A 26,713-nucleotide genomic window follows, 5' to 3' on the forward strand; every position below is an offset into this window, starting at 1 on the left:
GGGACGCGGAGCGGTGCGTAGTTTCAGGTGTCGGCCCACCGGGCTCGCAGGACCGCGCAGCACCTGCGGGGAATCTGCTCAGCCTCGGTCGGCCGCACGTGCACGGGCGTGTGGAACGAGCCGCGCCGCCGATCCCGGCTGTCCCGAGCCGGACGGCACGGCGCGCCGTTCCCAGCGGTCGGCCGGGCGTGCTCCGCGGCACGCCTCGACGCCGGGAGCTCTTCCACACGCCCGGGCACGCACGCATCGGGGCACGCACACCGGGGCACGCACGCCCGGGCACGCACGCCCGTCGAATGGCCGGGGTGTACGCATGGCCGGGGTGTACGCGCGTGCCGTTCGCAAAGGCGGGCTGCCCGCCATCGGCGATTCGAGCCAGGGGTAATGCGGCGGTCCGTGCGAGGAGAGGCGGTGGACAGCCCGATCCGGTGTGTGTCCGATGATGTGATCGTCTTGGTACGGTGCGGCGATGAGCGAGGATGACGGCGTGATCGCTACGCGTGGTTCCGCCGGGTGGCCCCTGGCCCGCGTCCTCGCCGACGAGCATGCAGGACCGGCGCTGCTGTTCGTCGAAGGCGCCGCCGGCGAGGGAAAGAGCCACCTGCTCCAGGAACTGGCCGGCTTGCCCGAGGCGGCGGACGCGGCCCGGCTCTGGTGGCGGTGCGGCACCGACGGCGGGCCGCAGCACGAGGACGAGGACGAACACATACCGGCCCTGTGGCTCGTGGACGACGTCCACCGGGCGGACGGGGACGAACTCCGGCGGCTGCGCGGGATGCTGGAGGGTCTGCCGCCGGGCTCGGGGGCCGCGGTGACCTACCGTCCCGAGGAACTCCCCGTACCCGGGCTGCCTCTGGGCGCCCCGCCGATGACTTACCCGTCCGGGATGACCGTGCTCCGGCACCGGCTGGCGCCCTGGGGCGAGGAACGCGTCCGCCGGGCCGCCGTACAGGCGCTGGGTGAAGGCTGTTCGGCCGAGGCGGTACGCAGGCTGCACGAGCGGACCGGTGGCGTGCCCCGGGTCGTCGTCGACGTCCTCGCCGTACTGCGCGAGCAGCGGCCGGCGTTCGCCGGCACGGCCGCCGAGGTCGAAGCGGTCGGCGCTCCGGCCCGGCTGACGGAGCTGGTGCTGGGCCGTACGCACACGCTGCCTCCCCAGGACCGGCCGGTTGTCTGGGCGGCCGCCGTCCTCGACGGACCCGTGGGCCGCGACGAACTGATCGCGGTGTCGGGGCTCGGAGTGGCGCCGGGGAACACCGCGCTGCTGCGTGCACTGGAGAGCGCGGCGCTCGCGGAGCTCGGTGAAGACCGCTACGGCTTCGCCGTCCAGCTGTCGGCGCCGGCCGTGCGTGCTTCCCTGCCGGGACCCGTCCGCCAGGACCTGCACGGTCGGGCGGCGAAGGCGCTGGCCCGCAGGCAGCCCGTGCCCTGGGCCGCTGTCGCCGACCACCACAGGGCGGCCGGCGACAGCCGCAGATGGATCAACGCGGTGGAGAAGGCCGCCGAGTCGGCGGCGGCCGCCAGCCGGCACCAGGAAGCCATCAACCTCCTGGAACGGACGCTGGCCACCCCGGGCCTCCCACCCCAGGTCCGCGCCAGGCTGGCCCCATTGTTGGCCCGCAGCGCGGTGACCGGGCTGCGCTCCGACCAGACCGTCGAGGTCCTCGCACAGATCGTGCAGGACGCGTCCCTCCCCGCGGCTGTACGCGGAGAACTGCGGCTCGATCTGGGCCTGATGCTGTGCAACCAGATGGGCCGGTACCCCGAGGGCTGGCGGGCCCTGGAGACCGCCGCGGCCGAACTGCGCGAGGTCCGTCCGGGTCTGGCCGCACGCGCCATGGGAGCCCTCTCCAGCCCGTTCTGGCCGGGCAACTCCATCGACGTCCACCGGGGTTGGTTGATCAAGGCCTTGGCCGCCGCGGACGCGAGCGGGGACGACGCGATGCGGACGGCGGTCCTGGCCAACCGCATCGCCCTCGCGACGTCCTGCGCCGAACCTGACGCGTGGGAGCTGGTGTGCGAGCTGCCCCAGGACACCGCCGACCCCGCCCGCGCCGGGCAGGCGGCACGCGGCCTGTGCAACGCGGCGGACGCCGCCGTGTGGCTCGGCCTGCACGAGCGGGCGGCCGACCTGCTCGCAGAGGGGCGGGAGCTGTCCGCACGAAGCGGTGCACCGTACTTCGAGCACAACGCGCTGGGGGCACAACTGCTCCAGGAATGGTGGACCGGAAAGTGGCCGGGCCTGGCCAAGCGGTGCGAGGACTTCGTCGCCGCGACCGCCGACATGCCGCTCATCGCCTCCGACGCCTACATCGTCCGCGGCCTGCTCGCCCTGGCCCAGGGCGACTGGGGGGAGGCGGTGTCCTGGCTGTCCCAGCGGGGGACGTTCGGCAGCGAAGACCTTCCCGTGGCCCTGGCCGCGACGGCGGCCGGTGCCCTGGTCCGTCTCGCGCTGGCCCGCCAGGAGCCGCAGACCGCGGCGCGACAGGCGCGTGCCGCCTGGTCGATCGTGGCCGAGAAGGGTGTGTGGCCGTGGGCCGCGGAACTCGCGCCGTGGGCCGTGGAAGCTCTGGCGCGCACAGGCGACGGTGTCACGGCACGGGCCATGGTCCGGGACTTCGCCCAGGGACTCGGCCCGGGTGACGCGCCCGCCGCCCGGGCCGCGCTCATCTGGAGCCGGGCCGTGCTCGCCGAAGCGGAAGCGCCCGCCGGGGACGGGCGGGACGGACTGCTGCGGGCCGCGGCGCTGTACCGGGAAGCTGCTGTCGCCTACGGGGCGCTGCCCCGCCCCTATACGCAGGCGGTGACGGCTGAGGGCGCCGGGCGCTGCGTACTCGCGGCGTACGCCGAAACCGGTCCCGGCGCGGTCGTGGAGGGCGGGCCCACCGCGTCGGAGGAATCGGCGGCCGACTGTGCCCCGGCCCTGGCAGCGGTGGCCGAACTGGAGTCCTGCGCTCAGCGCTTCACCGATCTGGGCGCCGTCTGGGACGCCGCCCGGACCAGGGCCCTGCTTCGCACGCGCCAGCCGGCCAGGAAGAACCGCCCGCCCGGACGCCCCTCGCACGCCGACGAGTTGTCTCCCCGGGAGGAGGAGGTTGCGCAGCTCGCGGTCTCCGGCCTGACCAACCGGGAGATCGCCGCGACCCTGCACCTGTCTCCCCGGACGGTGGAGCAGCACATCGCCCGCGCCATGCGCAAGACCGGCGCGCTCTCCCGCCGCGATCTCGCCCGTCGCCTCGGTGGCGGCCCGGAAACGGGGAGCACCCTCTCGCCCCCCGGCAGCAGCCGACGCATCAGGTCAAGTGAGAGCGGCTGAGCCGGACCCTTCCGCCCTGCCCCCAGGCGTCCACGGTGGCGGCTGTCCAGTCGAGGACCCAGCCGGGGCGCAGACCGCGAGCCGACCAGCCGTCCGGACGCCGGCCGGGTGCCGGAAGGCCTGCCTTCTGCGCTGCCGCCGCCATGTCACAGGTCTCGCGCGCGATGCGGAGGGCCGCCCACCGGGTATCGGCAGCGCCGGTGAAGACGTGCGGTCCGCACTGCCCGGGCCGTACGGAATTCCGGATCGGGACATGGACCTGGAAATACATTTCGGGCACCACGCCGACTCCTCTTCTCTGCTTTGCGCACGATTTCCATCGGATCGCATCAATGTAGGAACGGGCTCGGGTCCTGAATATCCGTGGACGGTCGATTACCTATACGTATCCAAGCCTCTGCGGGCAACGAAATCGGGCGACTCCGCACCTGGTCCCGGTTTTCTGCGTATCCGTAAAAACACCCGCCTGATACACCGGCGAACCTGAATCCTCTAGGGTTCCGAAACGCTCCGAGGGCTCCCTTCTGTTCAACGGAAGGGCCACAACTTCTGTTGAATGAATTTCCTGCGGCCGACATCTTGAAATTCGAGAAATCACTGCGCAATAGTTCGGGTCCACGGCGGGTCGCTGACCCTCCGTCTGACAGGAACTACCCCTGGCCGGGGTGCAGTTGCACTCCGGCGCCACCCCCCATCGGGTTCCTGTCTGTCACCCGGAAGGAATCAACGTGCGCAACTCTCGTAAGTACCGCCTGGCCGCGGTAGCCGTCACGCTGTCGGCATCCACGGCGCTGGGAACCCAGACCGTGGCACAGGCACAGGGCGCGGACGCCACCCCCCGCTACCAGCCCGAAATGGTCCGGGCGCTGGCCGCTTCGCTCGGTGTGAGCGAGGACGCCGCGGTCGACCGTCTGGACCGGCAGGACGCCCAGCAGGCCAAGCTCGCCGAGCTCGTGAGGAGAGGGATATCCGGCGACGGGGCCTTCTTCGACACCTCCGGCAAGCTGACCGTCAACGCCGCCGACAGCACCGAGGCCGCCAGGATCGAGAAGGCCGGCCTCGACGCCCGGGTGCCCGCCCGCGGCCAGGCCGCACTCGACAAGGTCAAGGCCGAACTGGACGCCCTCGCCGCGAAGAAGGCCCCCTCCGGAGTGGTCGCCTGGTCCGTGGACCTGGCCGCCGACAAGGTGACCGTCAAGGTCAACAACGACCGCGGAGCAGCGGGCAAGGCGTTCCTCGCCAAGGCCGCCGAGCACGGCTCAGCCGTCCGCATCGTGCGGGGCGAGGAGAAGCTCGAGGCCAAGGCCGCGATCTACCCCGGCAGCAAGATGACGTTCAACGACACCAGCCAGTGGTGTTCCGTCGGGTACGGGGCCCGTGACCGCTCGGGCAACCAGTACCTGGTGACCGCCGGACACTGCGTCACGAACACCCTGCGCTACGACGGGACGGCCTTCGCCAAGGGCTACAAGACCCGCTACGCGCTCGGCACCCGCAGCGTCGACATGGGCATCCTGACCATCAACTCGGGCCACACGATCACCACCAGCGTCGGCACCTGGGGCAACAGCAACCCGGTCGCGGTCAAGGGCGGCAGTCGCGCCGCTTCCGGCGCCGCGATCTGCAAGTCCGGCGCCACCACGGGGTGGACCTGCGGCACGGTCGGCTCCTACAACAACACCGTCACCTACGTCGACCGCAACGGCGGCCCCGACACGGTCATCACCGGCCTGGCCACCTCCACCGTCTGCGTCGAGGGCGGCGACAGCGGCGGCGCGTACATCTCCGGCAACCAGGCCCAGGGAATGACCTCCGGCGGCCCGATCGACCAGCAGTGCGGCGGCGTCAACTCCCGCGGCTCCTCGTACTTCCAGCCGCTCGACGACGCCCTCAGCTACTACGGGCTGACGCTCAACACCAACTGAGCACATCCGTAGCAGGACCGGCCGGGGGCCGCTCGTAAACCATGACGAGCGGCCCCCGGCTGCCTTCGACAGCCTTGAGCGACCCAAGGCCCTGCGCGCCGGACGCGGCCCGGCGTGTCGCAGCCCCCGCCCACGGTGACCGCGCGGCTCGGCGGCGAGCCGGGACGGCGGGTGCGACAGAGCTGTCACAAGCTCCGGAGAGCCCTTGACCTCGCCCGGGAGGGAGAGAAGACGCTGTCTCTCGATCACATGAGCGGGCGGTCTGTGCCGGCTCGCCAAAGGCACCACGAGGAGACGGAGTTCGGATGACGGCGACCTGCGTCATGCTCGATATCGGCGGCGTGCTGGAGCTCACGCCGCAAACGGGATGGGTGCGGCGCTGGGAGGACCGGCTCGGACTGCCACCGGGCACTGTCCATGAGCGAATGCGCGACGTATGGCAGGCCGGAAGCGTGGGAAGCATCAGCGAGCGCGAGGTCAACGCACAGGTGGCGGCCCGCTTGGGTCTCGACGCGCCGCAGGTCGAAGCCTTCATGGGCGATCTCTGGGAGGAGTATCTGGGAACTCCGAACGAGGAGCTCATCACCTATGTGCGAGGGCTGCACGGGACCTGCGGGCTGGGCATCCTGAGCAACAGCTTCGTCGGCGCCCGGGAGCGGGAGGCGTCGCTGTATCACTTCGACGAACTGGTGGAGCAGATCGTCTACTCACATGAGCTCGGCATCGAGAAGCCTGACCTGCGCGCCTTCGAGGCCGCATGCGCCGCCTTGGACGTACGGCCGGAAAGCTGCCTGTTCATCGACGATGCCCCGGTCAACGTCGAGGCGGCTCGGGCGGCGGGAATGCGGGCGCACCTGTTCGAGGACAACGCCCGGACGTTCAGGCGTATCGACGCTCATCTGGACGGCAGGCCCTCGGTCCCCGGCGGCTCCCGTTCGGACGACGCAGGCATGGGCGGTGCTCATCGGCTGCCGGCCGGGCATTGAAGCAGCACTGCTGTGCAACGGTGTCGACCGTCGCAACAATCCTCACCCGCCCCGGAACGACGCGTCGTCCGGCACACGGCCACAGCCTCGAGGACCGTGCGGCAGCTCGTCGGTCACCGCCCGGCCCCTGAGGCTGCCGCCGGCGATACCTCGACGGGCAGGGGCAGGCGGGTGAGCGCGGCCCGGTACTCGGTGACGATGCGCGTGACGATGTCCGCGGCGGGGAGGACCGCGTCCACGAGCCCCGCCGACTGGCCCGCCTCCACCTTGCCGTCGCGCACCCGGCCGTGCAGCGCGGCGTCCTTGAGACTCGCGGCCTGGAACTCCTCACGTCGTACGTCGAGTCCGGCGGCCAATTCCTCCAGGTCCTGCATGCGCCTGGTGAAGTCGTTTTCGACGGCGCGGATGAGCCCGAGGCCACGCCCGACGGTGCGCGTGTCCTCCACACCGGCGGCGAGGACCGCAGTCTTGTAATCGGGGTGCACGGTGGCCTCCTCGCTGGCGAGGAAGCGGGTGCCGAACTGGGCGGCGCCCGCGCCCAGGGCCAGCATCGCGGCCAGCCCGGCCCCGTCCGCCACGCCGCCGGAGGCGATCACCGGGAGCTCCGGAACAGCGGACACCACGGCCCGTACGAGCACTTGTGTGGTCACCATGGCGGGCGGCGGGTGCCCGCCGGCCTCCGCACCGACGACGACCAGGCCGTCGACTCCCGCGTCGGCCGCCTTCCGGGCGTGTTCGACACCGGCCACCACATGGAGGCAGACGGTGCCGACGTCGTGGAAACGCTCCAGGTAACGGCGCGGACCCCCCTGGGACGCGATCAGCACCGGTGGGCGCCTGGAGAGGAGCAGGTCGATGACGTCGTCGGCGCCCGCCCGGTACAGCGGCAGGTTGACCGCCCAGGGATGGTCGGTGCCGTCAGCGGTCTCGTCGAGCACCCGGGCGAGGTCCCGCAGCCGCATGGGCCCCGCGGCGACGACTCCGAGCCCGCCGGCCCGGCTGACCGCGACGGGCAGCGCGGAACTGGACGAGGCCCAGGACATGCCCGCCTGGATCACCGGGAGGCGGACCCCGAGCAGGCGGGTCACCGGAGTGGGGATGCTGGTCACGCCGAGGCCTCCTCGTCCTGCCGGCTGAGGAGAGTACGGGCGTGGGCGGCGAGCCGGTTCTTCTGCACCTTGGAGCTGGCGGTCATACCGATGCCTTCGAAGCCGTCGACGATGCGTAGATGACGGGGCACCTTGAAGCCCGCCATCCGGGTGCGTGCCCAGGCGATCAGATCGTCCTCGCTGGTGCCCGCTTCGGTGAGGACGACGAAGGCGAACGGCACCTCCACCAGTCGTTCGTCCGGGACCCCGACCACGACGGCCTGGCGGACGTACGGATGACGGTGGAGGGTGTCCTCCACGTCGGCCGGCGCGACGTTTTCGCCGCCGACCCGGATGATGTCCTTGGTACGGCCCATGAAGTGCAGCCGTCCGGCGGCGTCGAGGACGCCGACGTCACCGGTGGCCAGCCAGCCCTCGGAGTCGATCGCGGCCGCGGTCGCCTCGGGTGCGTCGAGGTAGCCCTGCATGACGTTCCAGCCGCGCACGAGAATGGAGCCGGGCTCGTCCGGTGCGCAGTCCCTCGTTCCGTCCGCGGCGCGGATGCGGACCTCGACGCCGGGTTCGACCAGCATCGCGCCGGACGCCCGGACCGTGTCCTCCTCCCACCAACAGGACTGGGCGACGTTCGGTGAGGCTTCGGACAGTCCGTAACCGGCCACGCACTCGACCGCGCCCAACTCGTCGATCACCCTTCGGATGACGGTGGGCGAGGCCGCGACCCACGCGCCGCGCAGATGGAGCGTGCGCAGCGCCCTGTCGGGGTGATTGAGCAGCATCAGGGCGATGGTGTCGTTGCCGGAGAAGTGCGTGCACCGCTCGCTCTCCAGGAGACGCAGCGCCTCGGCCGGTTCGAATTTCGGCATCGTCACGAGGGTGGCGGCCTGCTGGATGGACGCCAGGACGGAGAGCGTACTGCCGGCTACGTGGAAGAAGGGCCGGGCACTGTGGAAGCGGTCCCCGGGGCGCAGACCGAGACGCGCACCGGAGAAGAACGCGTCGGCGCACATGCTGCGCTGGGTGAGCAGCACGCCCTTGGGCCGGGACGTGGTGCCGGAGGTGTACTGGACGAGCAGGATGTCGTCCGGAACGCCGGTGGCAGGGATCTCCCCGGGGGAGGCCTCGGACAGGAACTGCGACCAGGACATCGCCCAGCCGGGCGCTTCCTCCGCGCACACCACGACGCGCCGCAGGTCCGGCAGACGGGCACTGGTGGCGCTGCCGTCCCTGCCGAGGCCGAGTTCGTCCAGGACGGCCAGGAAGTCGACGCGCAGCACCCGGTCGGCGACGAACAGGGTGGAGACCTTCGCGTGTGCGAGGGTGTGCTCCACCTCGTCGGCGGTGTACCGGGTGTTGACGGGCACCGTGACCGCGCCGACCGAGCCCAGGGCCACGAACAGGGCGACCCAGCGGGGCCCGTTGCCCAGGCACAGCCCGACACGGTCGCCCCGGCCGATGCCGGCGGCGGAGAGCGCGGCCCGGATCCGGGCGACCTCCGCAGCGAGCGCGGCATAGGTGATCCGCTCCTCGGCGGTGACCACGGCCTCGACGTCGGGAGCGAGCAGAGCGGCGCGCTCCAGCGCCTCGTGGGCCGTCAGCGGGCATACATGCCTGAGATTCATCGCTGCTCCACATCGGTGGTCACGGAGTGGTCGGTGCCGCGGCGGGCGAACCGGTCGACGCCGTCGCGCCAGCCGCCGTCCGCCAGGCACTGCTCGATGGCGGCCATCTCGATCCTGATGCCGCGGTCGAGGTCGGTCTCGCTGCCGAGGTCGACGGCTCGCTTGGTCAGCGCGATGGCCAGCGCCGGCGCCTTCGCGATGGTGGCCGCCACCTCCGTGCCGGTCTGTGCCAGCAGGTCGTCCGGTACGACCTGGGAGACGACACCCAGATCGAGGGCCTCGGCAGCGGGCATGGGCCGGTTCGTGAAGAGGAGCTCCTTCGCGCGGCGCTTGCCGATGGCCCGTTGCAGGCGCTGGGTGGCGCCGACCGTGCCCCAGTGCGGCTCGGGGAAGCGGAAAGTGGTGCTCTCGGCGGCGACGGCGAAGTCGGCGGCCAGGGCGATCTCACCACCGGACCCCACGACCGCGCCGTGGACGAGGGCGATCACCGGATGGCGGCACTGTTCGATCGCCTCGTAGGCGGCGAACGAGGCGAGGCGCCGCCGGCGGACCCATCCGCTGTCCCGGCCGTCCCGCTCCTTGAGGTCGGCTCCGGCGCAGAAGGCGGGTCCCTGGGCGGACAGGAGCACCACGCGGACGTCGTCGGCGGCATCGAGCTCCTCGAAGACGGTCCGCAGTTCCCCGCACATCGGCAGGTCGACGGCGTTACGGGCGTGCGGGCGGGCCAGTTCGACATGGGCGATGCCGTCGGTGACCGCGCAGGTCACCCGGGGCGCGTCGGGGAGGGGCGGCTCGGTGGACACGGTCATCTAGATCACTCCTGCGGCCCGCAGGCCCTCGATCGCGTGGTCGTCGAGCCCGGCGAACTGGGTGAGTACGGACTCGGTGTCGGCGCCCAGCAGCGGTGGGGTCCCGGCCGGCGCCGGCTCGCCACCGGTCTCCCGCAGCGGCGTACGCAGGGCCTTGAAGGTGCCCTCCGTGGGGTGCTGGAAATCGGTGACCACGCCCCGCGCCCGGGCATGCGGGTCGCTCAGCGCCTCACGGACCCCGCGGACCTCCCCGGCCGGGACGTCGGCCGCCCGCAGTTCCTTCAGGAGCGGCTCGCGTTCCCGTCCGGCGACGGCCGCTCGCAGGTCGGTCATGACGCGATCGCGCTGGGCGACGCGTCCGGCGTTGTGCTGCAGGTCCGGGTCCGCTCCGAGGCCGGACAGACCGAGCACGCGACACAGTGGCACCCAGTGCTGGTCGCTTCCGCTGATGTGCAGCCACTCGCCGTCGGCGGCCCGGAAGGCGGCGGACGGGACCCGTCCGGGGTGCTGGGTGCCGGTGCGGACCGGGTCCTCGTCCAGGGCGAACAGCCGGGCGGCGTTGAGGGCGTGCAGACTCAGCTGGACGTCCATCATGGAGACGTCGAAGTGCCGGCCGCGGCCGGTGACACCCCGGCCGGCCAGGCCGGTGAGGGCGGCGATGGCGACCCAGAGACCGGAGGTCATGTCCGCCACCGGGATTCCCGTCTTGCTGGGCGGGCCCTCGGGTTCTCCGGTCATCGCCATGACCCCGGACAGGGCCTGGAAGACGGTGTCGTAGCCCTTGCGCCGACGGTCGGGACCGCTCTGTCCGAAACCGGTGGCGGAGATGTACACCAGTGCGGGGTTGTCGGCGGAGAGCTCTTCGTATCCCAGCCCCAGCCGCTCCATGGCACCGGGCAGGAAGTTCTCCACGAGTACGTCGGCCCGGGCGGCCAGCCGGCGGGCGACCTCCTGGCCGCGTGGGTCCTTCAGATCCAGGGTGATCGAGCGCTTGCCGCGGTTGAAGGCGAAGAAGTAGGCGCTCTCGCCGTGCGGCAGGCGGGGTTCGAAGCCGCGGGTCTCGTCGCCGCCACCGGGCCGCTCCACCTTGATGACGGTGGCCCCCTGTTCGGCGAGGATCTGCGTGGCCATGGGGGCCGCGAGGACCCGGGAGAAGTCGAGGACGGTGACCCCGTCGAGCGGGCCGGGCGTGGTCGTGTCCGTCACCGGCGGAACCCCCGCATGAGCGCGTTCACGTCCTGGCCCGCCCGCATCGCCGCTTCGGTCGGCAGATCCGCCACACGGTAGAACAGGTCCTTCGCCGCACGGAGGGCACGGGGTTCCACGGCGGCCCACCGCTCCGCCGTCTCCAGCGCGGAGTCGAGCACCTGGTCCGGCTCCACGACGCGGTTGGCCAAGCCGTGTTCCAGAGCCTCGGCGGCGGTCAGCAGCCGTCCCGTGCTGATCAGCTCGAAAGCGAGTTTGCGGTTCAGGTGCCGCTGGAGCCCGGTCACCACCAGAGCCGGAACGATGGAGTGCCGCAGCTCGGGATAGCCGAACTTCAGGTCCGTGGCCACGACCGTCATATCGGCTCCGACGGCGAGACCGGCGCCTCCGCCCACGGCGGCGCCCCGCACGGCGGAGACGACGGGCGTGCCCATCTGCTGCATCTGGGTCTGTACACGTGCGGTGAGCGCCGCCCGCTCCAGCACGGCGTCCGGCTGGTCGGGGGTGAGAGCTGAGAACTCCGACAGGTCGGCGCCCGAGCAGAAGGCGCGGCCGGCGCCGGTGAGGACGACCGCACGCACCCCGCCGTCGTCCTCGGCCGCGGTCAGCGCGGTGCTCAGCGCCCGGGTGAGGGCCGTGTCCAGGGCGTTCAGTCTGTCGGGGCGGTGGAGCGTGAGGACGCGGACGGGGCCGCGGTCCTCGACGAGCAGTACGTCGGTGGCGGTGGCGCCCGCATCGGCCGGCTGCCCACTGGTCGTGACGGTCACGGAAGGTTCTCCTCGCTCGAACGGTGGGGGAGGGGGCGTACGACGGCGGCGGAGCGGTGGAATCCGGCGCGGGCCACCATGCTGTGCAACGGACGGCCCAGAGCCTCCTCGCAGGCCCGGGAGGCGGAGGCGAGCGCGTCCAGGTCGATGCCGGTCTCCACCCCCATCGCGCCGAACAGGCTCACCAGGTCCTCGGTGCAGACGTTTCCGGTCAGGCCCGCCCCGTAGCCGATCTTCGAAGGGTGGCCACCGACACCTCCGATGGCACTGTCGAAGTGGCGGCAGCCGGCCTCCAGAGCGGCTACCGCGTTCGCGACAGCTGTCCCACGCGTGTTGTGGAAGTGCGAGATGAGCGCGAGGCCGGGGTGCGCCCGCTCCAGACGCCTGAAGAGGGCGGTGACGGTCGGGGGAGTGGCGACGCCCGTGGTGTCTCCTAGCGTGACGGCGTCCGCGCCCAGGTCGACGAACCGGGCGACGTCCTCGGCGACGCGTCCCGGGTCGACGTGCCCCTCGAAGGGACAGCCGAAGGCCACGGACACCACGCCCACCAGCCGGAACCGGCCGTTCGCCGAGGCGACCATCTCCTCGACGCGCTGCCACTGTCGAGCCCGGGTGGTGCGCAGGTTCTTCTCCGTGTGGCTCTCACTGGCCGACACCAGCAGGCTCAGCTCCTCGGCCCCCACACCGCGGTCGAGGTCCGCCAGGGCCCGCTCGACAGCGCGTGGGTTGGGGCACGTCGCCTTGAACGCCACCCCGGGTCTGCGGGTGACACCGCCCAGCACCTCACTGGCATCGGCGAAGGCGGGCACCCACTTCGGATGGCTGTAACTGGTCGCCTCGATGCGGCGGAAGCCAGCAGAGGCAAAGGTCTCCAGCAGATCGATCTTGGTAGCGGTAGGCACGAACGTGGGTTCGTGCTGCAGCCCGTCCCGGGCAAAGCATTCGCAGACGGTGACCGTGTCGGTCATCGAGCCACCTCCTTGGGATGACTCGACAACACTTACCCGCCCGCTGTTGATAAAGTCAACAGTCAGTTGTCGTCGAGGTGCTCCCGTTCCTGTCGCTCCAGGGACAGCGCCAGCTCGGCCAGCTTCTCCAGGGCGCGGCCCAGGGCGAGGGCCTCGTCCTCGGAGAGGGCCGCGGCGAAGGCCGCGTCCCGTTCGTTCGCGGCACGGATGAGTCCCCGGTACACCTCGATCCCGGAGTCGGTCAGGGCCAGCTGGCGACTGCGGCCCGTGCTCTCGGTGCGAGTCACCAGGCCGCGTTCCACGAGGCCCCGCACGACACGGCTCATCTGGGCCTTGTCCAGGCCGGCCCGTCGGGCCAGCCGGTTGAGCGTCAGCGTCGGATCGGCCGCGATGAGCGCGAGGGACCGCCACTCGCCGAGGCTCACGTCGAACTCGCGACGGTATCGGAGTGCCGCGCTGCGTGACAGGGCCGACGAGGTCCGCGTGAGCCGGTAGGACAGCAGCTCGGAGATCGGCGCAAGGTCTTGGCCGTCGTCACGTTTCACCATGGGGGCATGCTATCTCCGTCGAGGTGTTGACTTTATCAACTCGGGCGGCGGAAACTCGCCCTGCCCGCCGCTCTCGGCGACATACCTCGACAAAGGAGTCGTACGTCGTGGCCGACCCCTCGACCTCCATCCAACCGCAGCACGCAGTCGACACCTCCGGAGTCGACCGCACCGCGACCTACCGCACCATCGCCTGGCGCGTCATGCCGCTCCTGGTCATCTGCTACATCGTCAGCTTCGTGGACCGCACCAACATCGGAATAGCCCAACAGGGACTTGAACGCGACCTCGGTTTCGGCTCCGCCGTCTACGGCTTGGGCGTCACCCTGTTCTTCGTCGGCTTCATCCTCTTCGAGGTCCCCAGCAGCGCCCTGCTGGCCCGCCTCGGCGCCCGTAGGACGCTTGTCCGCATCATGGTGTCCTGGGGCGTCGTCACCGTCGGCACCTCACTCGTCCACAACGAGATCACCTTCTACACAGCCAGGTTCCTCCTCGGCGTCGCCGAGGCCGGCTTCTTCCCCGGAGCCCTGTACTTCCTCTCGCGCTGGTTCCCCTCCGCGCGACGTACGCGCATGACCGCCGTGTTCTTCGCCGGCGTCCCCATATCCGGTGTCCTCGGCTCACTCATGTCGGGCAGCATCATGAAGGCCTTCGACGGCGGCACAGGCATCGCCGACTGGCAGTGGCTGTTCATCATCGAGGGAATCCCACCCATCCTGCTGGCCGGCGCCGTCCTGTTCTGGCTCGTCGACGACCCGGAACAGGCACGCTGGCTGACTCCCGCCCAACGGTCAGCCGTACGGGCGGACCTCGACGCGGACCAGCAGCGCAAGAAGGACGAGCCGACGACCGGAAAGGGCCACGGAGGGCTGCTGCTCGCGCTGCGGGACCCCAAAGTGTGGATCATCGGCCTCTGTGCCTGCGGCGCCTACACGCTCGCCAACGCCGTCTCGTTCTGGACACCGCGAATCATCGCCGACGCGGGCGTCGGTGACGTCCTCGACCTGGGGCTCTTCTCCGCCCTGCCACCCCTGCTCGGCATCGTCGTGATGCTGGTCGTCGGACGGCACTCCGACCGCACCCTCGAACGCCGCTGGCACGCGGCCCTCAGCTGGACCGTCGCCGCGCTCGCCATGGTGGCGATCTCGGTGGCCGGCGACGACGTCGTCCTCGTCGTGGTCCTTCTCGCGGTCCTGGCCGCCGCTCACTACTCCGGCCTCACCGTCTTCTACTCCATCCCCTCCATCTACCTCGGTGAACGCGCGGCAGCCACCGGGATCGCCCTCGTCACCTCGATGGGATCCTTCGCGGCAGCCGCTTCACCGTCCCTGCTCGGGTTCATCCAGGAACGCACCGGCAGCCTGTCACTCGGTCTGCAGATCAGCGCCGGAATCGTGCTGCTCGCAGTCGTCCTGCTGCTGGTCGGCGTCAAGGCGAAGGACCTGCGGGAACAGCGCCCGTCCTGATGTTCCGAAGGCACGGGGGCGCGCATACGGCCATGGTCAGCTCGACCCCGCCGGAATGCTTCGTACAGGAGGGACGGAGCCGCGATGACCATGCGGCCCAACAAGGACCCGGCCCTGCGGAGCCCCGGGTCCGTCTGCGGGACGAAACCAGGCAGGCAGACAGGTAGGCGGGTAAGACGAACCAGCGGCAGTGGTCCGACCTGTTGGCGGTGCCTGATGCCATCGCACCAACTACCCTCACAGTTCGGCGTCGTCCCACTCCTCGACGGCCACCTCGTCACCGACCGACACCGTCCCCGGCGTCATCACCGAGTACTTCGCGCCGAACACGACGCCCCCGCTCGCCGCCCGCCGGTAACCGGCGAGCGTACGCAAGGGCTCCACTCCCTGCCGCGCTCCGACTTCCTGCGCAACCAGAGTGACGGCACATCGCACCGCGAGTTTGGCGTAGCCCAACTCGGCACCACCGATGGTGAGGCGACGTAGGCGGTCCTCGGCGTGCGGCACGCCGGCCCAGTCGCCGCTGCCTTCGTGGCCGTCGACGACGATGTTCGGCCGGAAGCGGTTCATCGACAGGGGTGGGGCGCCTCGCTCGGCCATCCGCCGGTTGAGGAGGTCGAGGGAGGCACGGGACAGCAGGTGTACGGCACTGCTGTCGGCATAGCCGGACGGTCCAGGGGTCAGGCCATCGGCGATCCGATCATGTTCCGGCGGCACACGGACCAGACGGCTGGAGGTGCCGAGGACGCCCGAGAGCCAGGCGGCGGCGTCGTCACCCTGGTCGATCCCCTGAAAGGCGGTCCCGAACAGATCGACGTCACGGCGTGGCGCGGACGTCGTCACATCGAGGCTCACCGTGCCGTAACGGGCCGTGTCGTCGCCCGACTCGAGTGTGAGCCGGGCGCCGTCGGCGCTGACGGCCGGCCGGATCAGTGCGAGGCGAGGATGCCGGCGCTGCGTGCGGAAGATCCCGTCCCCGCTGATGACCATGAAGCTGCGGTCGTGCGCGAGACCCGCCGGCGTCAGGAGCGCATCGCTCATCGATGTGCCCGCGCATCCCTTGACGGGATAGCAGATCAGATTCACCACGTTGGCCATGCGCTGCCGCCCCTTTGAGTTACATCCCTGCATTCGATCACCATCACGTACGAGCCTTGTGCCGTCGGTGGTAGGACCAGGTCACCGCTGCCAGGAGCGGTCCCCACAGCAGGAGTGGAGCGTAGGCCGCGGCGAAGAGGACTTCGCCGGCGGAGATGCCGGGATCCGGACCGGGGGAGGTCAGTAGTCCTCCGAGTGAGAAGAGCCACCACAAGCAGGTGACCGCGAAAGCTCCCAACGAGGCGACGAGGACCGCGATCCGGCGGTCGACCGGGCGGCCTCCGAAATACGGAATCCAGCGCGGCACCACTTTCCCCCGAGGCCGTACCAGGCCCAGCGTGAGATACGAGGCGGCTTCCGCGACCGCACCGATCAGCAGTACGTAAGCCAGGCCGAGCAGAGGGGAGTTGTGCGGGAAGGCGGCGAGGAATTCTTCTTGCTCCATCACCCCGACCGCCGCCCCCACCACGAGCGCGACGCGCCACACCCCGGACGGGACAGTCGACCAGGCCGCGACACGGCCGGCACGTACGGCCCAGCGCGGGGGCGGCGGGGGCGGCAGCACGCGGGATGCGGGCGGGGCGGGATCCGTCGTCGTCATGATGCGAATCTCCCGCACGGTCTGGCCCGGCACGTCACCCTGCATGATGATCCGCCTCCACCGCACGGGGGAGCACGGAGACGACGACCACAGCCCTGAGATCAGGATCCAGCCGCTGCAGCTGAGGCCACACGCCGGCCTCGGTCCCCTCGGCCAGGCGGCGCCGGCAGGTCATGCCCGAGCCGAAGCCGAGTTCCTGCGGCAGGTGTTCCCAGGAGACACCGGTAAGCAGGACGCCCAGGAACACCAGCTCCGTTCGTTTGCCGCTTGCGCCCCGGATGCCGGGGTCCGACGCTCAATCTCGGGCAACAGCAGCTTGATCGCTACCCACAGCTCGTCGTCAACTTCCCACGGCTTCGGCCGAGCAACCAGCATCCCCGGATCAGCCCTCCCGGAGTGATCGAACCACCTCGGGGATCATTTCGTTGGGAGTTCTCGGAGCACCAGGAGATCGATGGCGACTCGCAGCCGGTCGAGGTAGAACTCCCTAGATGCGGTTTGATGCTTGAGGCCGATCGATGCGCTGATCATCGTCTGCGCGACGAGGGGTGCTGTGTCAGGTCCTGACTGGATGGTGATTGCGTCCGTGACCAATTCCTCGAACCGTCGCGGCATGGTTGCGACGATCTCTCCGAGGAGATCGGGGTTGTCCTCGATGACCGTCGCGACGTCGCGCGTCAGCGGGCCGATGTAGCGGCCCGCCCACTGGTCGAACGCTTCGACGAGGCGCTCTGGAAGGGGGCGGTCGGTCTCGGCCAGGACGTGTTGGACCGCTCTGATGTCCCGCTCCAGGGCCTGAGTTACCGCGGCCCGGAACAGGGCCTCCTTCGAGGAGAAGAGAAAGTAGAGCCCGGGCCGGGAGATGCCCGCCGCCCGCGCCACTTCCTCCATCGAGGTCTTCCGGTAACCGAAGCGCGCGAACGTGACCATGGCGGATGCTAGAACCAGGGTACGGCGATCAGTGTCGACGACTTTGTCGGCGACTGTCGACGGCGGGTGGCCGGCATCTGGACTGCTCATACAGCGAGCGTACGAGCCAGAATCGAACTATACAAATCATGTCTGGTGCGTATAGTCGGTTCCATGTCTCGCGCGCTCATCTCCACGCCCTTCACCGCCTCCAGCACCGCGGACGAAGTGCTGCGAGGCGTCGACCTAGCAGGCGTACGCGCGATCGTTACGGGAGCTTCTTCCGGACTCGGGATCGAGACGGCTCGTGTGTTGGCCGCTGCCGGGGCGGAAGTGACGCTCGCTGTCCGGAACACGGCTGTGGGTGACGCCGTCGCTGAGATGATCGAGAAGTCGACCGAAGGGATCCATCCCCGAGTCGTCCAGCTCGACCTTGCCGACAGGACCTCCGTCACACGATTCGTCGACGTATGGCGCGGCCCGCTCCACCTGCTGATCAACAACGCCGGCGTGGTCACCGGTGGTCTCGAACGGACGCAGGAGGGCTGGGAGCTGCAATTCGCGACGAACCATCTTGGCCACTTCGCCCTGGCCACCGGCCTTCATCACGCCCTGGCTCTGGGAGCGGCTGACCGCGGCGGAGCACGGATCGTCTCGGTCAGTTCGACGGCGCACATGCGTTCCGGCATCGACTTCGACGACCTCCACTTCGAGCGTCGCAGCTACGACCCGCAGATCGCCTACGCCCAGTCGAAGACGGCGAACTCTCTCTTCGCTGTTGAGGCGACCCGTGCCTGGGCGTCCGACGGGATCGTGGCCAACGCGGTGAACCCCGGCGGTATCGCGACAGGACTGCAGCGGAACTTCACCACAGAACAGAAGGAGTCGCTCGCCGCAGCCGAGGCCGCTGGAGTGTTCACCTACAAGACGGTTGAGCAGGGGGCCGCCACCAGCATCGTCGCGGCCGTCGCCCCCGAGTTCGCTTGCTCCGGAGGCCACTACCTGGACGACGCACAGGAGGCCTACACCGTGCCGAACGGCGCAGATCTCGCGCAGCACCCGCACGGTGTCAAGGAATGGGCGCTCGATCCCGCCATCGCCAAGCGCCTCTGGACTGTCTCGACCGACCTGCTCCGCGCCTGATGCCTCGAAGCCGCTCAGAGCCTCGCCGCTGCTGAGCTCGACGGACCGGAGGCTTCGGTCAGCCGCTGCTCCACACGCTGGACTTCGTCGGCGTACGGACATTCTCCCAGCTGTGTACGGAGGAACATCCCCAGCTCTCACCGCGCGCGCAGCAGCAGCACGGCAGGGGATCTAGGTTGAGATCGAAGCCCCACCCAGGGACACTCGCGCGATGAGCCACAGCACATCGTCTGAACCGATCGAGCGAGGGTGGGACGAGCCCTGGTATCGGGTCCGCATGGAGGACTTCCAGGCGTCGTTCCTGCCCAGCGACGGCGAGAACTTGGACGACGTCTGCAATGTCGATGTCTTCGTGACTCTGAAGGACGGATCTCGTTGGACCGCGACCGTGTTCACCGTCGCGGAAGTCGAGCGTTTGATGAAATTCTGGGCAGGTACCGACGAGGCTCTCGGGGGCCGGTACTTCTGGGTCTCGGACGGCCTGATCGTCAGGGATCCCGGCATCGACAGCATGACCGACATAATTGCCGGACTTATTGAGAACGGCGAGTTCCCCGAGATCTTTCAGCGGGTGATCACCAACTGACCAAAGGCTCAGCCGCCGGAAGTGACGTGGGCCATCAGCCCGCGTCGTAGTCTCGCTCGACCACCTTGAGGCGGTTCTTGAGCCGGAAGCTGGGGTCGTTGATGGAGATGAGTTCGAATGATCCGCGAAAAGAACGGTCGGGTGAACACATGACGCAGTCTTAGAGGCCATCTCATTTGGCCCAGTTAGGGTGTCCTCCGGGTTCGACTCATACGGCATCGCTGCAAGGCGACCCGCGAAGGGACGGAGCAGGGACATGATTGACAGTGATGGCCTCGCTGGCCTGATCCGCTTGTTGCCGCCCCCGGCCGGAGCAGGGGCAATGGTGCACTGGGAGGCTGTGCAAACGGCCTGGAGACTCGTGTTCCCGCCAGACTTCAAGGCGTTCCTCGCGCAATACGGGGATGGCCTGTCGGATCTGGATCTCAGTGTGTTGGTGCCTTCGACCGTCACTCCGGACACCTGTGACGAACCAGGAGCCCCGAAAGGCGGCATGGGGTTCATCACCGCAGACGCTCGAGCTACGTGGATGGACACCAAACCCAACGACATCGATGCAGCAGTCGGAGACCTGGTGGCCTGGGGAGCGGATGGTAGTGGTGACCTGTACTGCTGGCTTGCCCAAGGCGCACCGGAGGACTGGCCAGTGGTTCTCTTCAGCCACGGCGACGACACCTGGACCCGCTTCGACTGCGGCACGACGCAGTTCCTTTACAGGATGTTGAGCGCAGATGGCAGGTCCCAGGCCATGCAAGACTCTGCTCTGTGGGGCGCAGGCTTGCACAGGCTCTGAAGTTGCCTGGGCTCGCTCATCTGGTGAATCTGCGGAAGCAGATGAGGGTGCAGGCGATGCTGGTGAAGGCGAGGAAGTGGTCGGCCTTGCGTTCGTAGCGGCGGTGGAGGCGGCGGCAGTCGGCGAGCCAGGACATGGTGCGTTCCACGGTCCAGCGGTGGCGGCCCAGCCGTTGGGAGGACTCCACTCCCTTGCGGGCGATGCGGTGGGTGATGCCGCGCTGGCGTAACCATCGCCGCAGGTGGGCGTAGTCGTAGCCCTTGTCGGCGTGGAGTTTACCGGGCTTGCGCCGTCGGCGGCCGCGGCGCGAGCGGATTGGAGGGATGGCCTTCACGAGCGGGATCAGTGCCTGGCTGTCGTGCAGGTTGGCCCCGGAAATGCCGACGGATATGGGCAGGCCTGATCGTTCCGTGATCAGGTGGATCTTCGAGTCGTACTTGCCCCGGTCGACAGGATTCGGACCCGTCAGGTCCCCCTTTTCAGGGCCCGCATGTTCACCGAGTCGATCGCGCACCGCGACCAGTCCAGCTCTCCGCGGGCACCGAGTTCATCGAGGACCAGGCGGTGGAGCTTGGCCCACACCCTGGCCTTCGACCACTCCGAGAACCGCCGGTGGACGTTCGCTCCGGACGGGCCGAACGACGCCCAAGGCAGCTGCTGCCAGGTACAACCCGACGTGGCCCCGAAGACGATCGCAGCCAGCACTGCCCGGTCACCGTGCCGGCGCCGACCACCACCCTGCGGCCGCGACGGCGCCTCCGGCACCACCCGCTGGAACAACTCCCACAACTCGTCCGGCACCAGCCGCTCAACGATCCCCACCGCGACTCACAGATTACCGAGTCGCCCAAATGAGATGGCCTCTAAGGCCGCCAGGGAGGCACCAGACCCCGGGTCCCGGCCAGAGCAGCGCGGCCTCCCTGCCGGTGGGGCCCCGGTGGGGTTATAGAGATGTGGACTTTAAGGCGCGCTGTCCGCTCAGCCGGCCGCGGAAGACCATGTTGCCGTCCTGCATCCCTGTGATCAGTACCGAGATCTCGCCACAGGTGGTGGAGGGCACTACTTCCGCCTCTATCCAGCAGGGCCGGTCGAATTCGGTATACCGATCGAAGCTGGTGGTGACCGTGGTTGCCTCAAGGGAAGCTGGGTACAGGGTCGCGTGCGCCGCTTGATAGGCGGCTTCCATCAGGACGAGTCCAGGGACATGGTCAACGGGGTGGTCGAACAGCAGGACGTTGTCCGCGTCGTTGCGCAACTGCCATTGGTGGGGACGGCCTCCAGGGGCCAGCACCACATCAGCATCCGTTGCCCGGCCGACCGTGCGGGGAGCGATCGGTTCGGGCAACGACCATGTTGCCCACTCGGCCGTGAGGCGATCGCCGCGCAGCCGGCGATAGGCGACTGGGGATATCCAGCCGAACTGGCAGTCCGCCCTGGCCACCATCGCGTCGTCGCGCAGTATGCGGATGTCCAGACCGAGGGAGCTTCCAGCTCTGCCGCGTCTTCTCTGCTTCGTGAGCGCGACCTTCACGGTCAGTGGGCAGGATTCGGTGGAGCTGGGAACCTGGAGACCCGGTGCGACGGTGAAGTCGAAGGAGTTGAGCAGAGTCTGATAGGAGAGCGGAACCCCATACTCCGCGTGCGCTATGGCGAGACCACTCTGCCGGATGGTCTGCACGAGTACCCGGGGGTCGTACGGCAGGCCTTCCGGAGGAGCGGGCCAGCGTGCGGTGAGCAAGAACTCGCCATCGCCCAGGCGGTCCCACCCGGTGATCAGAACCGCGTCGGTGCGCCTGAGGTGGACGTACTCGTTGGGTACGCCTCCTACACCTCCCGCCTTAACGTACGGAGCCTGCGAGACATCGGGTACTTCGGGCACAGTTCCCCCGGACATGACTCAAAATGGGCAGTAGCGCGCTGATACGGTAGCGCGAAAGATCTTTTTAGAACGGCCGTCAGGCCAGGTCAAGAGGAGCGCGAGTTGGTACAGCAGCAACGGGCGATCCGCACCCGCCGGATATTCCTGGAGTCGGCCGCCGAGGTCTTCGACGAGCACGGTTACGACGCCGCCACGATTTCCGCGATCCTCGAGCGGGCCGGCCTCACGCGGGGTGCGCTCTACTTCCACTTCACGTCGAAGGAAGAGCTGGCAAGGGGGGTCCTTGAGGAGGCGGTGACCTCGGACGGGGTCACCCCCCAAACCTTCAAGCTGCAGGAATGGGTGGACACGGCACTCCTCCTGGCTTACCGGCTCCCCAGAGAACCCCTGCTCAGCGCCTCTATCCGGCTGTCGGTCGACATGCGGGCGCGCAGCCTCTTCGGCACTCGTTGGCCGGACTGGATCGCCTATGGAGCCGATCTCCTCACCGAAGGCAAAGCGCGCGGCGAGTTGCTTCCGAACGTGGACCCGGTTGCCGCATCACGTCTGCTGGTAGGGGCTTGGACAGGGGTCCAGGTAGTACGGGAGTCGATGGCTGAGCCGCTGGACCTCGTTCGCGAGATCGCGGCCCTCTTTGAGATGGTCCTCCCCAACATTGCAGTGCCCGGTGTGCTGTCCCGCCTGGATACCTCCCCCCACCGAGCTGAACGCCTCCTGGAGCAGAACCGGGCAGCTGCCGCCGCGTCCTGACACCACAGCATCGAGCTAAGACCGCGTCACTCGGATCGCTTGCCCCGGCAGGCGGCGACGCACCACGGCAATCGGGAGGCTTCCGGACCCCAGTGCCTACATACCCACCAGCCGTTCATGCGCCGTGGCGTATGCAGGGAGAGGGCGTGGCCGCGTCTCCCGCTATTGGGTCCCTGCGATCGGCTCCGAACCTGGCCTGTGGGTGGTGCCGAGCTTCGGGGCTGACCACGCTCTACCCCGTGAACGAGTTGGCGCCGAGGCCGGTTGTCTACGTCACGAACAGCAAAGAGCGAGTGGGACTTCACGCATCGGTGCTTCCGTGTGAGCCCCCTCGCTTCGGCTGACGGCCCGGCCACCCGAAGCCGCTCGCACCCTGTTCCTGCTCCTGTTGTCGCGCCCAACGGTCTGACCGGTCTTGTCCATCCCTGTGACCTTGACCTGCCCCGCTCGGATTTCTGTGGTGGCCATCGGATGTATGGCGAGCGCTGTGGGGAGTCAACTCTTCAGCGGTATGCCAGGCAAACGCAACCGGTTCCCGCCAGTGCTACTGAGGGCGGTCAAAGAGACGCTCAACGGAGTATCGGCTCCCCGTAGGCGCAGCTCACGGACGACAATCCCTGCCGCGGCAACAGCTGCGTCTGGGCCGGGAGCGAAAGAAGCAACCCATGCCCGAAACAGCTGAACCCTCTGCTGCCAACCGCGGGCCATCATGTCATCCGGATCAGGTTGGTCGACGGCTGTCCTGTCGTCGTGAAGAAAGAGAGTGAGACCGTCGTCTGCGCTCTGTAGCAGCCCCAAGACCCGGTCCCCACTCGCATGCTCCGTAACGTCAAACGCAACTTCGTCACACCATCCGGCCTCGTAGAGGAGACTGGTCTGGTCCACCCAAAGCTCCAGCAAGCTCTGCAGCGCCTGTTCGAGCTGCTTCCAGTCACTCGTAGGCGGGACACCGGGATGCTCCCGCGCAGAGCCCCGCTGGACTTGCCACAGGTATGGCAGCTCACAGTAGTTGAGCACCTGGCCGGGGCCAGCGCCCACTCCGCCTTGGAAGGCTGCTGCTTCTGCGGCGTCCAGGGTTGCAGACCGCTGGAGTGACATCGTCACACCCCGATCCTGGGCCAGCGTGAGCGCGTTGGGCCCATAGTGCCAGCGGACAAGGACTCCTGCCGCTCCTCCGGCATACAAGTCAGGAACTCCGACTCGCGACACAACTTGACTCACTATTTCTATGAAACGGGTGCGAACGGGGGAGACAAGCAGGCTCCTGGCCGGCCCATCATCCAGCTCCTCACCCGCAAGCAGGGCGTCGACCCCAGAAGCCAGGAGGTCTGCGCTGACCGCGTCGGTTGCGTCTGCGTTCGAGATCACAGGTTCTCACTTCTGGGGGCGGGCGTCGGAGGCAACGCATCGAGTAAGGGGCGCATGCAGCGGGGAGCGCATCCATGATGGCGCCACTGAGACGGACGAAGCGTGACGAGGGCGAGGCTGGATGCCCCAATGGCACAGACGGGCAGAGACCTGTAGCCCCGTGCCTACCGCAGCCTGCGGAACGGTCACGGGCAGGGCGGATGGGCACGGTGTCGTCACTGGATCTGCCATATCCCGCCTTCCACACGAGGCTGACGTTCCCGGGTCCTACTTTAAACGGGGAGTGCGTACTGTTTGACCTAGCGGGTCGTGCAGGTTCCGTGTGTACGAGCTAGAGCACCTGCGTCGCCCCCGAAACCTGCCTAAGGCTGAACCGTAATCCCAGGAGGCTGAGGGTCACGCTGCGTCCGGGTCGGTGCCGATGGCGCCGGCCGATCGAAGTAAACGCCCGAGGTCTTTGGTGAGGATGCGGGGGTGCCGCCGCCACCACCACAGGTCGGGTCCGGGCAGCTTGTGGAACTGGTCAAGTGCTTGGCCGTCGTCGTCGACGGTCGCGGCCTTGTACCGGTCGTCCAGGGCTTTGAACTTCGGGGTCCAGAGCTGGACGATGTGTTCGTCCAGCAGGAGCCACGCCTCGCGCAGCCAGTTTCGGCAGTACAGGTCGTTGGTGTACTCGTAGATGTCGTTGCTGTAGCCGCGCTCGATGGAGCGCACCAGCGCGGCCCACGCGTTCACCCTTTCAGCGACGGTGAGTGCCGTCCGCCAGCCGCGCTGGTGCAGCAGCCCTCCCACCTCGGTTTCAGTACCCACGGGCGTGAGGATCTCACGCCGGGTCCGTCCGGACGAACGAGATACGTCCCGCCCGAAGCTGGCGGGATCCGCAGGTGATCAAGATGAGACGGTCTCGCTGTGGCTGGTGTGATCACGGCGTCGGAGCCGTCCTGGATAACTCCGTTCAGCGGGCTGAACCCGCGGCAGTTCGGGAAGCTGGTGACGGTGCTGCGGAAGTCGGCGGCGGACCGGATCACCGATCACCTCGGGCCGACGCTCGCCCTCCGGCGTCGCAAAGGTTCGCGAAGGACACCGTGCTGATGGTGGACGGCACCCTGGTGCCCACCCGCGACCACGCCGTCGCCGAGCAGTCGAAGAACGGCCGCTATTCCACCAACCACCAGGTCGTCATCAGCGCTGAAACCCGCCTCGTCGTCGTGGTCGGCAAGCCTCTGCCCGGCAACCGCAACGACTGCAAGGCATGAGAAGAGTCCGGTGCGAAGGACGCCGTCGGCACGCCCATGACCGTCGCCGACGGCGGCTGTCCGGGCACCGGACCCGTCATGCCCCACCGGCGCCGCAAGGGCGAGGAGCTGTCCGGCTGGAAGCAGGCCCACAACAAGTCCCACAAGCAGGTCCGCGCCCGCGTCGACCACGCCTTCGCCCGCATGAAGACCTGGAAGATCCTCCGCGACTGCTGCCTCAAAGATGATGGCGTCCACCACGCCTGCTCGGAATCGCCCGCATGCACAACCTCGCCTTCGCCGGATAGACCACCCACCGCACAGCAGCCCACCATGCCCGAGCCCACGCAGAGATCACTTACGGGACACCCCTTAGCCTCAGCAGCTCGCGCGAGCACATCAGCCAGCAGATGGTTCCTCCCAAGGGATGCGATCCCAGCGGTCCGCTTCGTAATCCAGGCCCCCTTTCAGCGCCTTCATAGTCGCCATGCCGGGAAGCAGGGCCTTCCACATACTTTCGATGCGTTCGCCCAGGTCGCTCCGATGCGGCCCCGTGATCTGCAAGGATGTCATTTGAGCCCCCACGAAACTGGACTGAATCAGCTCGGCGGCAGAGCGCGGTGTCCAGTCAGCAGACAAGTGACCCATCTCTGCAACCTGCGTCATCAGGTAGGTCGCCAGCTCGATCCACTGCCGAGTAGGACCATAAACATCCAGGTCAGATGGCACGCCTCCATCGATGGACAGCCGGACACCCGCCCTGGCCTCTGGGTGGGTCTGCAAGAGGCGGGCGTAGATGAACGAGGTATCGATCGACTCCTGCCACTTTGACTCTTGAGGCTTGATCCTGCTCATCGGTACCTGGACTCCCAGCAAGGCCTCCGCAATCTGCTCTTTTGTATTGAAATGGTGATAAAGGGCACCTTTGGTGAGTTGTGCCCGGTCCAGGATCATGCTGATCGATGCGGCGGCATATCCCTTTTCATCGAAAATCTCCGCTGCGGCGTGAATGATTCGACTTCGTGTCTCCACTGACCGCTTCTGCAGTGCCCGCGGGGCGGGTGCTTTGTAGCTGTTATCGGTCATTTTATCGTGTGCACTCTCTAATGGGGTGTATCGGGCAAAAGATATATGTTAGAGCACTGCCGCGCCCGTCCGTATTGCTATACCGACCGACTGCCCCGCAATGGGTCGTGAGGTCTGCGCCCGCCTCCGGGAGCCGTGCGCGCCGGCGATTCTGTCCGTGTTGGGCGTTTCAGGGGTGGGATGTATGTAGGCGGCATGGATACTCTCTTCGTCTCACTTCTCCTTACGCGTTGTGTAGGTAGGGGGCGATGGAAGTGGTAACCCAGCCCTCTCCCACATGTCAGTGTGGATAGGCGGAGCCTCGGCACCTCTCGGTAGTCCGATCGAAGGGGCACTCCTCTGTGTGCCGCATGGCACCCCAGCGTGGCATTGCGGTCGCCTTGGGTGGCACTTCCACTCTCCGGCGCATCGCGGGATCCGCTGGTTCCCGCGATGCACCCGCATTGTGAAGCATCGTTACACGGCCAGAAGCACTGAACACAGTAAGAAGGAGTTTCACCAATTCCCTGGGGGAATGAGAACTTCGATCACACAGGCGCTGCGCAC

General features: G+C 68.4%; 22 protein-coding genes and 2 pseudogenes. 9 read left to right on the forward strand and 15 right to left on the reverse strand.

Annotated features, from left to right (window positions below):
• Positions 1 to 469: 469 nt before the first annotated feature.
• From ACZ607_RS20765 to ACZ607_RS20775, 3 genes are all read left to right on the forward strand, one after another.
• Positions 470 to 3,316 carry a helix-turn-helix transcriptional regulator gene (locus tag ACZ607_RS20765; RefSeq protein WP_469736550.1) on the forward strand — a complete coding sequence of 949 codons (2,847 nt, stop codon included), beginning with the start codon at positions 470 to 472 and terminating at the stop codon, positions 3,314 to 3,316.
• Between the two features lie 728 nt (positions 3,317 to 4,044).
• Positions 4,045 to 5,241: an alpha-lytic protease prodomain-containing protein gene (locus ACZ607_RS20770; protein ID WP_469736552.1), complete on the forward strand. Its 1,197-nt coding sequence runs from the start codon at positions 4,045 to 4,047 to the stop codon at positions 5,239 to 5,241.
• A gap of 305 nt (positions 5,242 to 5,546) precedes the next feature.
• On the forward strand, positions 5,547 to 6,227 hold the full coding sequence (locus ACZ607_RS20775) for an HAD family hydrolase (RefSeq protein ID WP_469736554.1): 681 nt from the start codon (positions 5,547 to 5,549) through the stop codon (positions 6,225 to 6,227).
• A gap of 113 nt (positions 6,228 to 6,340) precedes the next feature.
• On the opposite strand, the gene ACZ607_RS20780 is transcribed toward ACZ607_RS20775, so the two are convergent.
• From ACZ607_RS20780 to ACZ607_RS20810, 7 genes are all read right to left on the reverse strand, one after another.
• A complete protein-coding gene (locus ACZ607_RS20780) occupies positions 6,341 to 7,336 on the reverse strand; it encodes an NAD(P)H-dependent flavin oxidoreductase (protein WP_469736556.1) in 996 nt (331 codons plus the stop codon).
• The gene (locus ACZ607_RS20785) at positions 7,333 to 8,955 is read right to left on the reverse strand and encodes an AMP-binding protein (protein WP_469736558.1); all 1,623 of its coding nucleotides are present in this window, start codon (positions 8,953 to 8,955) and stop codon (positions 7,333 to 7,335) included. The genes ACZ607_RS20780 and ACZ607_RS20785 overlap by 4 nt, the downstream gene beginning before the upstream one ends.
• The gene (locus ACZ607_RS20790; RefSeq protein WP_469736560.1) at positions 8,952 to 9,764 is read right to left on the reverse strand and encodes an enoyl-CoA hydratase/isomerase family protein; all 813 of its coding nucleotides are present in this window, start codon (positions 9,762 to 9,764) and stop codon (positions 8,952 to 8,954) included. The genes ACZ607_RS20785 and ACZ607_RS20790 overlap by 4 nt, the downstream gene beginning before the upstream one ends.
• Positions 9,765 to 10,970 carry a CaiB/BaiF CoA transferase family protein gene (locus tag ACZ607_RS20795; protein ID WP_469736562.1) on the reverse strand — a complete coding sequence of 402 codons (1,206 nt, stop codon included), beginning with the start codon at positions 10,968 to 10,970 and terminating at the stop codon, positions 9,765 to 9,767.
• The gene (locus tag ACZ607_RS20800; protein WP_469736564.1) at positions 10,967 to 11,737 is read right to left on the reverse strand and encodes an enoyl-CoA hydratase/isomerase family protein; all 771 of its coding nucleotides are present in this window, start codon (positions 11,735 to 11,737) and stop codon (positions 10,967 to 10,969) included. Before ACZ607_RS20800 ends, ACZ607_RS20795 begins: the two co-directional genes overlap by 4 nt.
• Complete coding sequence (locus tag ACZ607_RS20805) at positions 11,734 to 12,705, reverse strand: hydroxymethylglutaryl-CoA lyase (protein ID WP_469736566.1); 972 nt, start codon at positions 12,703 to 12,705, stop codon at positions 11,734 to 11,736. Before ACZ607_RS20805 ends, ACZ607_RS20800 begins: the two co-directional genes overlap by 4 nt.
• A gap of 62 nt (positions 12,706 to 12,767) precedes the next feature.
• Positions 12,768 to 13,253, reverse strand: a complete 486-nt coding sequence (locus tag ACZ607_RS20810; protein WP_469736568.1) for a MarR family winged helix-turn-helix transcriptional regulator — start codon at positions 13,251 to 13,253, stop codon at positions 12,768 to 12,770.
• 107 nt (positions 13,254 to 13,360) lie between these two features.
• Between ACZ607_RS20810 and ACZ607_RS20815 the strand changes: the two genes are divergently transcribed.
• Positions 13,361 to 14,719 carry an MFS transporter gene (locus ACZ607_RS20815; protein ID WP_469736570.1) on the forward strand — a complete coding sequence of 453 codons (1,359 nt, stop codon included), beginning with the start codon at positions 13,361 to 13,363 and terminating at the stop codon, positions 14,717 to 14,719.
• A gap of 237 nt (positions 14,720 to 14,956) precedes the next feature.
• On the opposite strand, the gene ACZ607_RS20820 is transcribed toward ACZ607_RS20815, so the two are convergent.
• From ACZ607_RS20820 to ACZ607_RS20835, 4 genes and pseudogenes are all read right to left on the reverse strand, one after another.
• Positions 14,957 to 15,817 carry an MOSC domain-containing protein gene (locus ACZ607_RS20820; protein ID WP_469736572.1) on the reverse strand — a complete coding sequence of 287 codons (861 nt, stop codon included), beginning with the start codon at positions 15,815 to 15,817 and terminating at the stop codon, positions 14,957 to 14,959.
• Between the two features lie 43 nt (positions 15,818 to 15,860).
• On the reverse strand, positions 15,861 to 16,418 hold the full coding sequence (locus ACZ607_RS20825; RefSeq protein ID WP_469736574.1) for a hypothetical protein: 558 nt from the start codon (positions 16,416 to 16,418) through the stop codon (positions 15,861 to 15,863).
• A gap of 46 nt (positions 16,419 to 16,464) precedes the next feature.
• A pseudogene (locus ACZ607_RS20830) lies at positions 16,465 to 16,793 on the reverse strand (transposase); the annotation flags it as partial.
• A 42-nt stretch (positions 16,794 to 16,835) separates the two neighbouring features.
• A complete protein-coding gene (locus ACZ607_RS20835) occupies positions 16,836 to 17,438 on the reverse strand; it encodes a TetR/AcrR family transcriptional regulator (RefSeq protein WP_469736575.1) in 603 nt (200 codons plus the stop codon).
• Between the two features lie 63 nt (positions 17,439 to 17,501).
• On the opposite strand from ACZ607_RS20835, the gene ACZ607_RS20840 reads away from it, so the two are divergent.
• From ACZ607_RS20840 to ACZ607_RS20850, 3 genes are all read left to right on the forward strand, one after another.
• A complete protein-coding gene (locus ACZ607_RS20840; RefSeq protein ID WP_469736577.1) occupies positions 17,502 to 18,470 on the forward strand; it encodes an SDR family NAD(P)-dependent oxidoreductase in 969 nt (322 codons plus the stop codon).
• Between the two features lie 211 nt (positions 18,471 to 18,681).
• Positions 18,682 to 19,056, forward strand: coding sequence for a hypothetical protein (locus ACZ607_RS20845; protein ID WP_469736579.1), 375 nt, complete (start codon positions 18,682 to 18,684; stop codon positions 19,054 to 19,056).
• 256 nt (positions 19,057 to 19,312) lie between these two features.
• Positions 19,313 to 19,849 (forward strand): SMI1/KNR4 family protein, encoded by a 537-nt coding sequence (locus ACZ607_RS20850; protein ID WP_469736581.1) that lies wholly within the window; start codon positions 19,313 to 19,315, stop codon positions 19,847 to 19,849.
• Between the two features lie 16 nt (positions 19,850 to 19,865).
• On the opposite strand, the gene ACZ607_RS20855 is transcribed toward ACZ607_RS20850, so the two are convergent.
• A protein-coding gene (locus tag ACZ607_RS20855) for an IS5 family transposase (protein WP_469736651.1) occupies positions 19,866 to 20,665 on the reverse strand; the annotation gives its coding sequence in 2 pieces (ribosomal slippage) (positions 19,866 to 20,317 and positions 20,317 to 20,665; 801 coding nt in all).
• Between the two features lie 127 nt (positions 20,666 to 20,792).
• A complete protein-coding gene (locus ACZ607_RS20860; protein ID WP_469736584.1) occupies positions 20,793 to 21,728 on the reverse strand; it encodes a ScbA/BarX family gamma-butyrolactone biosynthesis protein in 936 nt (311 codons plus the stop codon).
• Between the two features lie 102 nt (positions 21,729 to 21,830).
• On the opposite strand from ACZ607_RS20860, the gene ACZ607_RS20865 reads away from it, so the two are divergent.
• Positions 21,831 to 22,478 carry a ScbR family autoregulator-binding transcription factor gene (locus tag ACZ607_RS20865; RefSeq protein WP_469736586.1) on the forward strand — a complete coding sequence of 216 codons (648 nt, stop codon included), beginning with the start codon at positions 21,831 to 21,833 and terminating at the stop codon, positions 22,476 to 22,478.
• Between the two features lie 1,764 nt (positions 22,479 to 24,242).
• Here the strand turns inward: ACZ607_RS20865 and ACZ607_RS20870 are convergent.
• Positions 24,243 to 24,656, reverse strand: a complete 414-nt coding sequence (locus ACZ607_RS20870) for a hypothetical protein (protein ID WP_469736588.1) — start codon at positions 24,654 to 24,656, stop codon at positions 24,243 to 24,245.
• A 99-nt stretch (positions 24,657 to 24,755) separates the two neighbouring features.
• On the opposite strand from ACZ607_RS20870, the pseudogene ACZ607_RS20875 reads away from it, so the two are divergent.
• Positions 24,756 to 25,389, forward strand: a pseudogene (locus ACZ607_RS20875) (transposase).
• A 91-nt stretch (positions 25,390 to 25,480) separates the two neighbouring features.
• Here the strand turns inward: ACZ607_RS20875 and ACZ607_RS20880 are convergent.
• Entirely contained in the window at positions 25,481 to 26,167 is a 687-nt protein-coding gene (locus tag ACZ607_RS20880; protein ID WP_469736590.1) for a ScbR family autoregulator-binding transcription factor, read from the reverse strand.
• Positions 26,168 to 26,713 lie beyond the last annotated feature (546 nt).

Source organism: Streptomyces sp. NPDC104381, assembly GCF_055583745.1.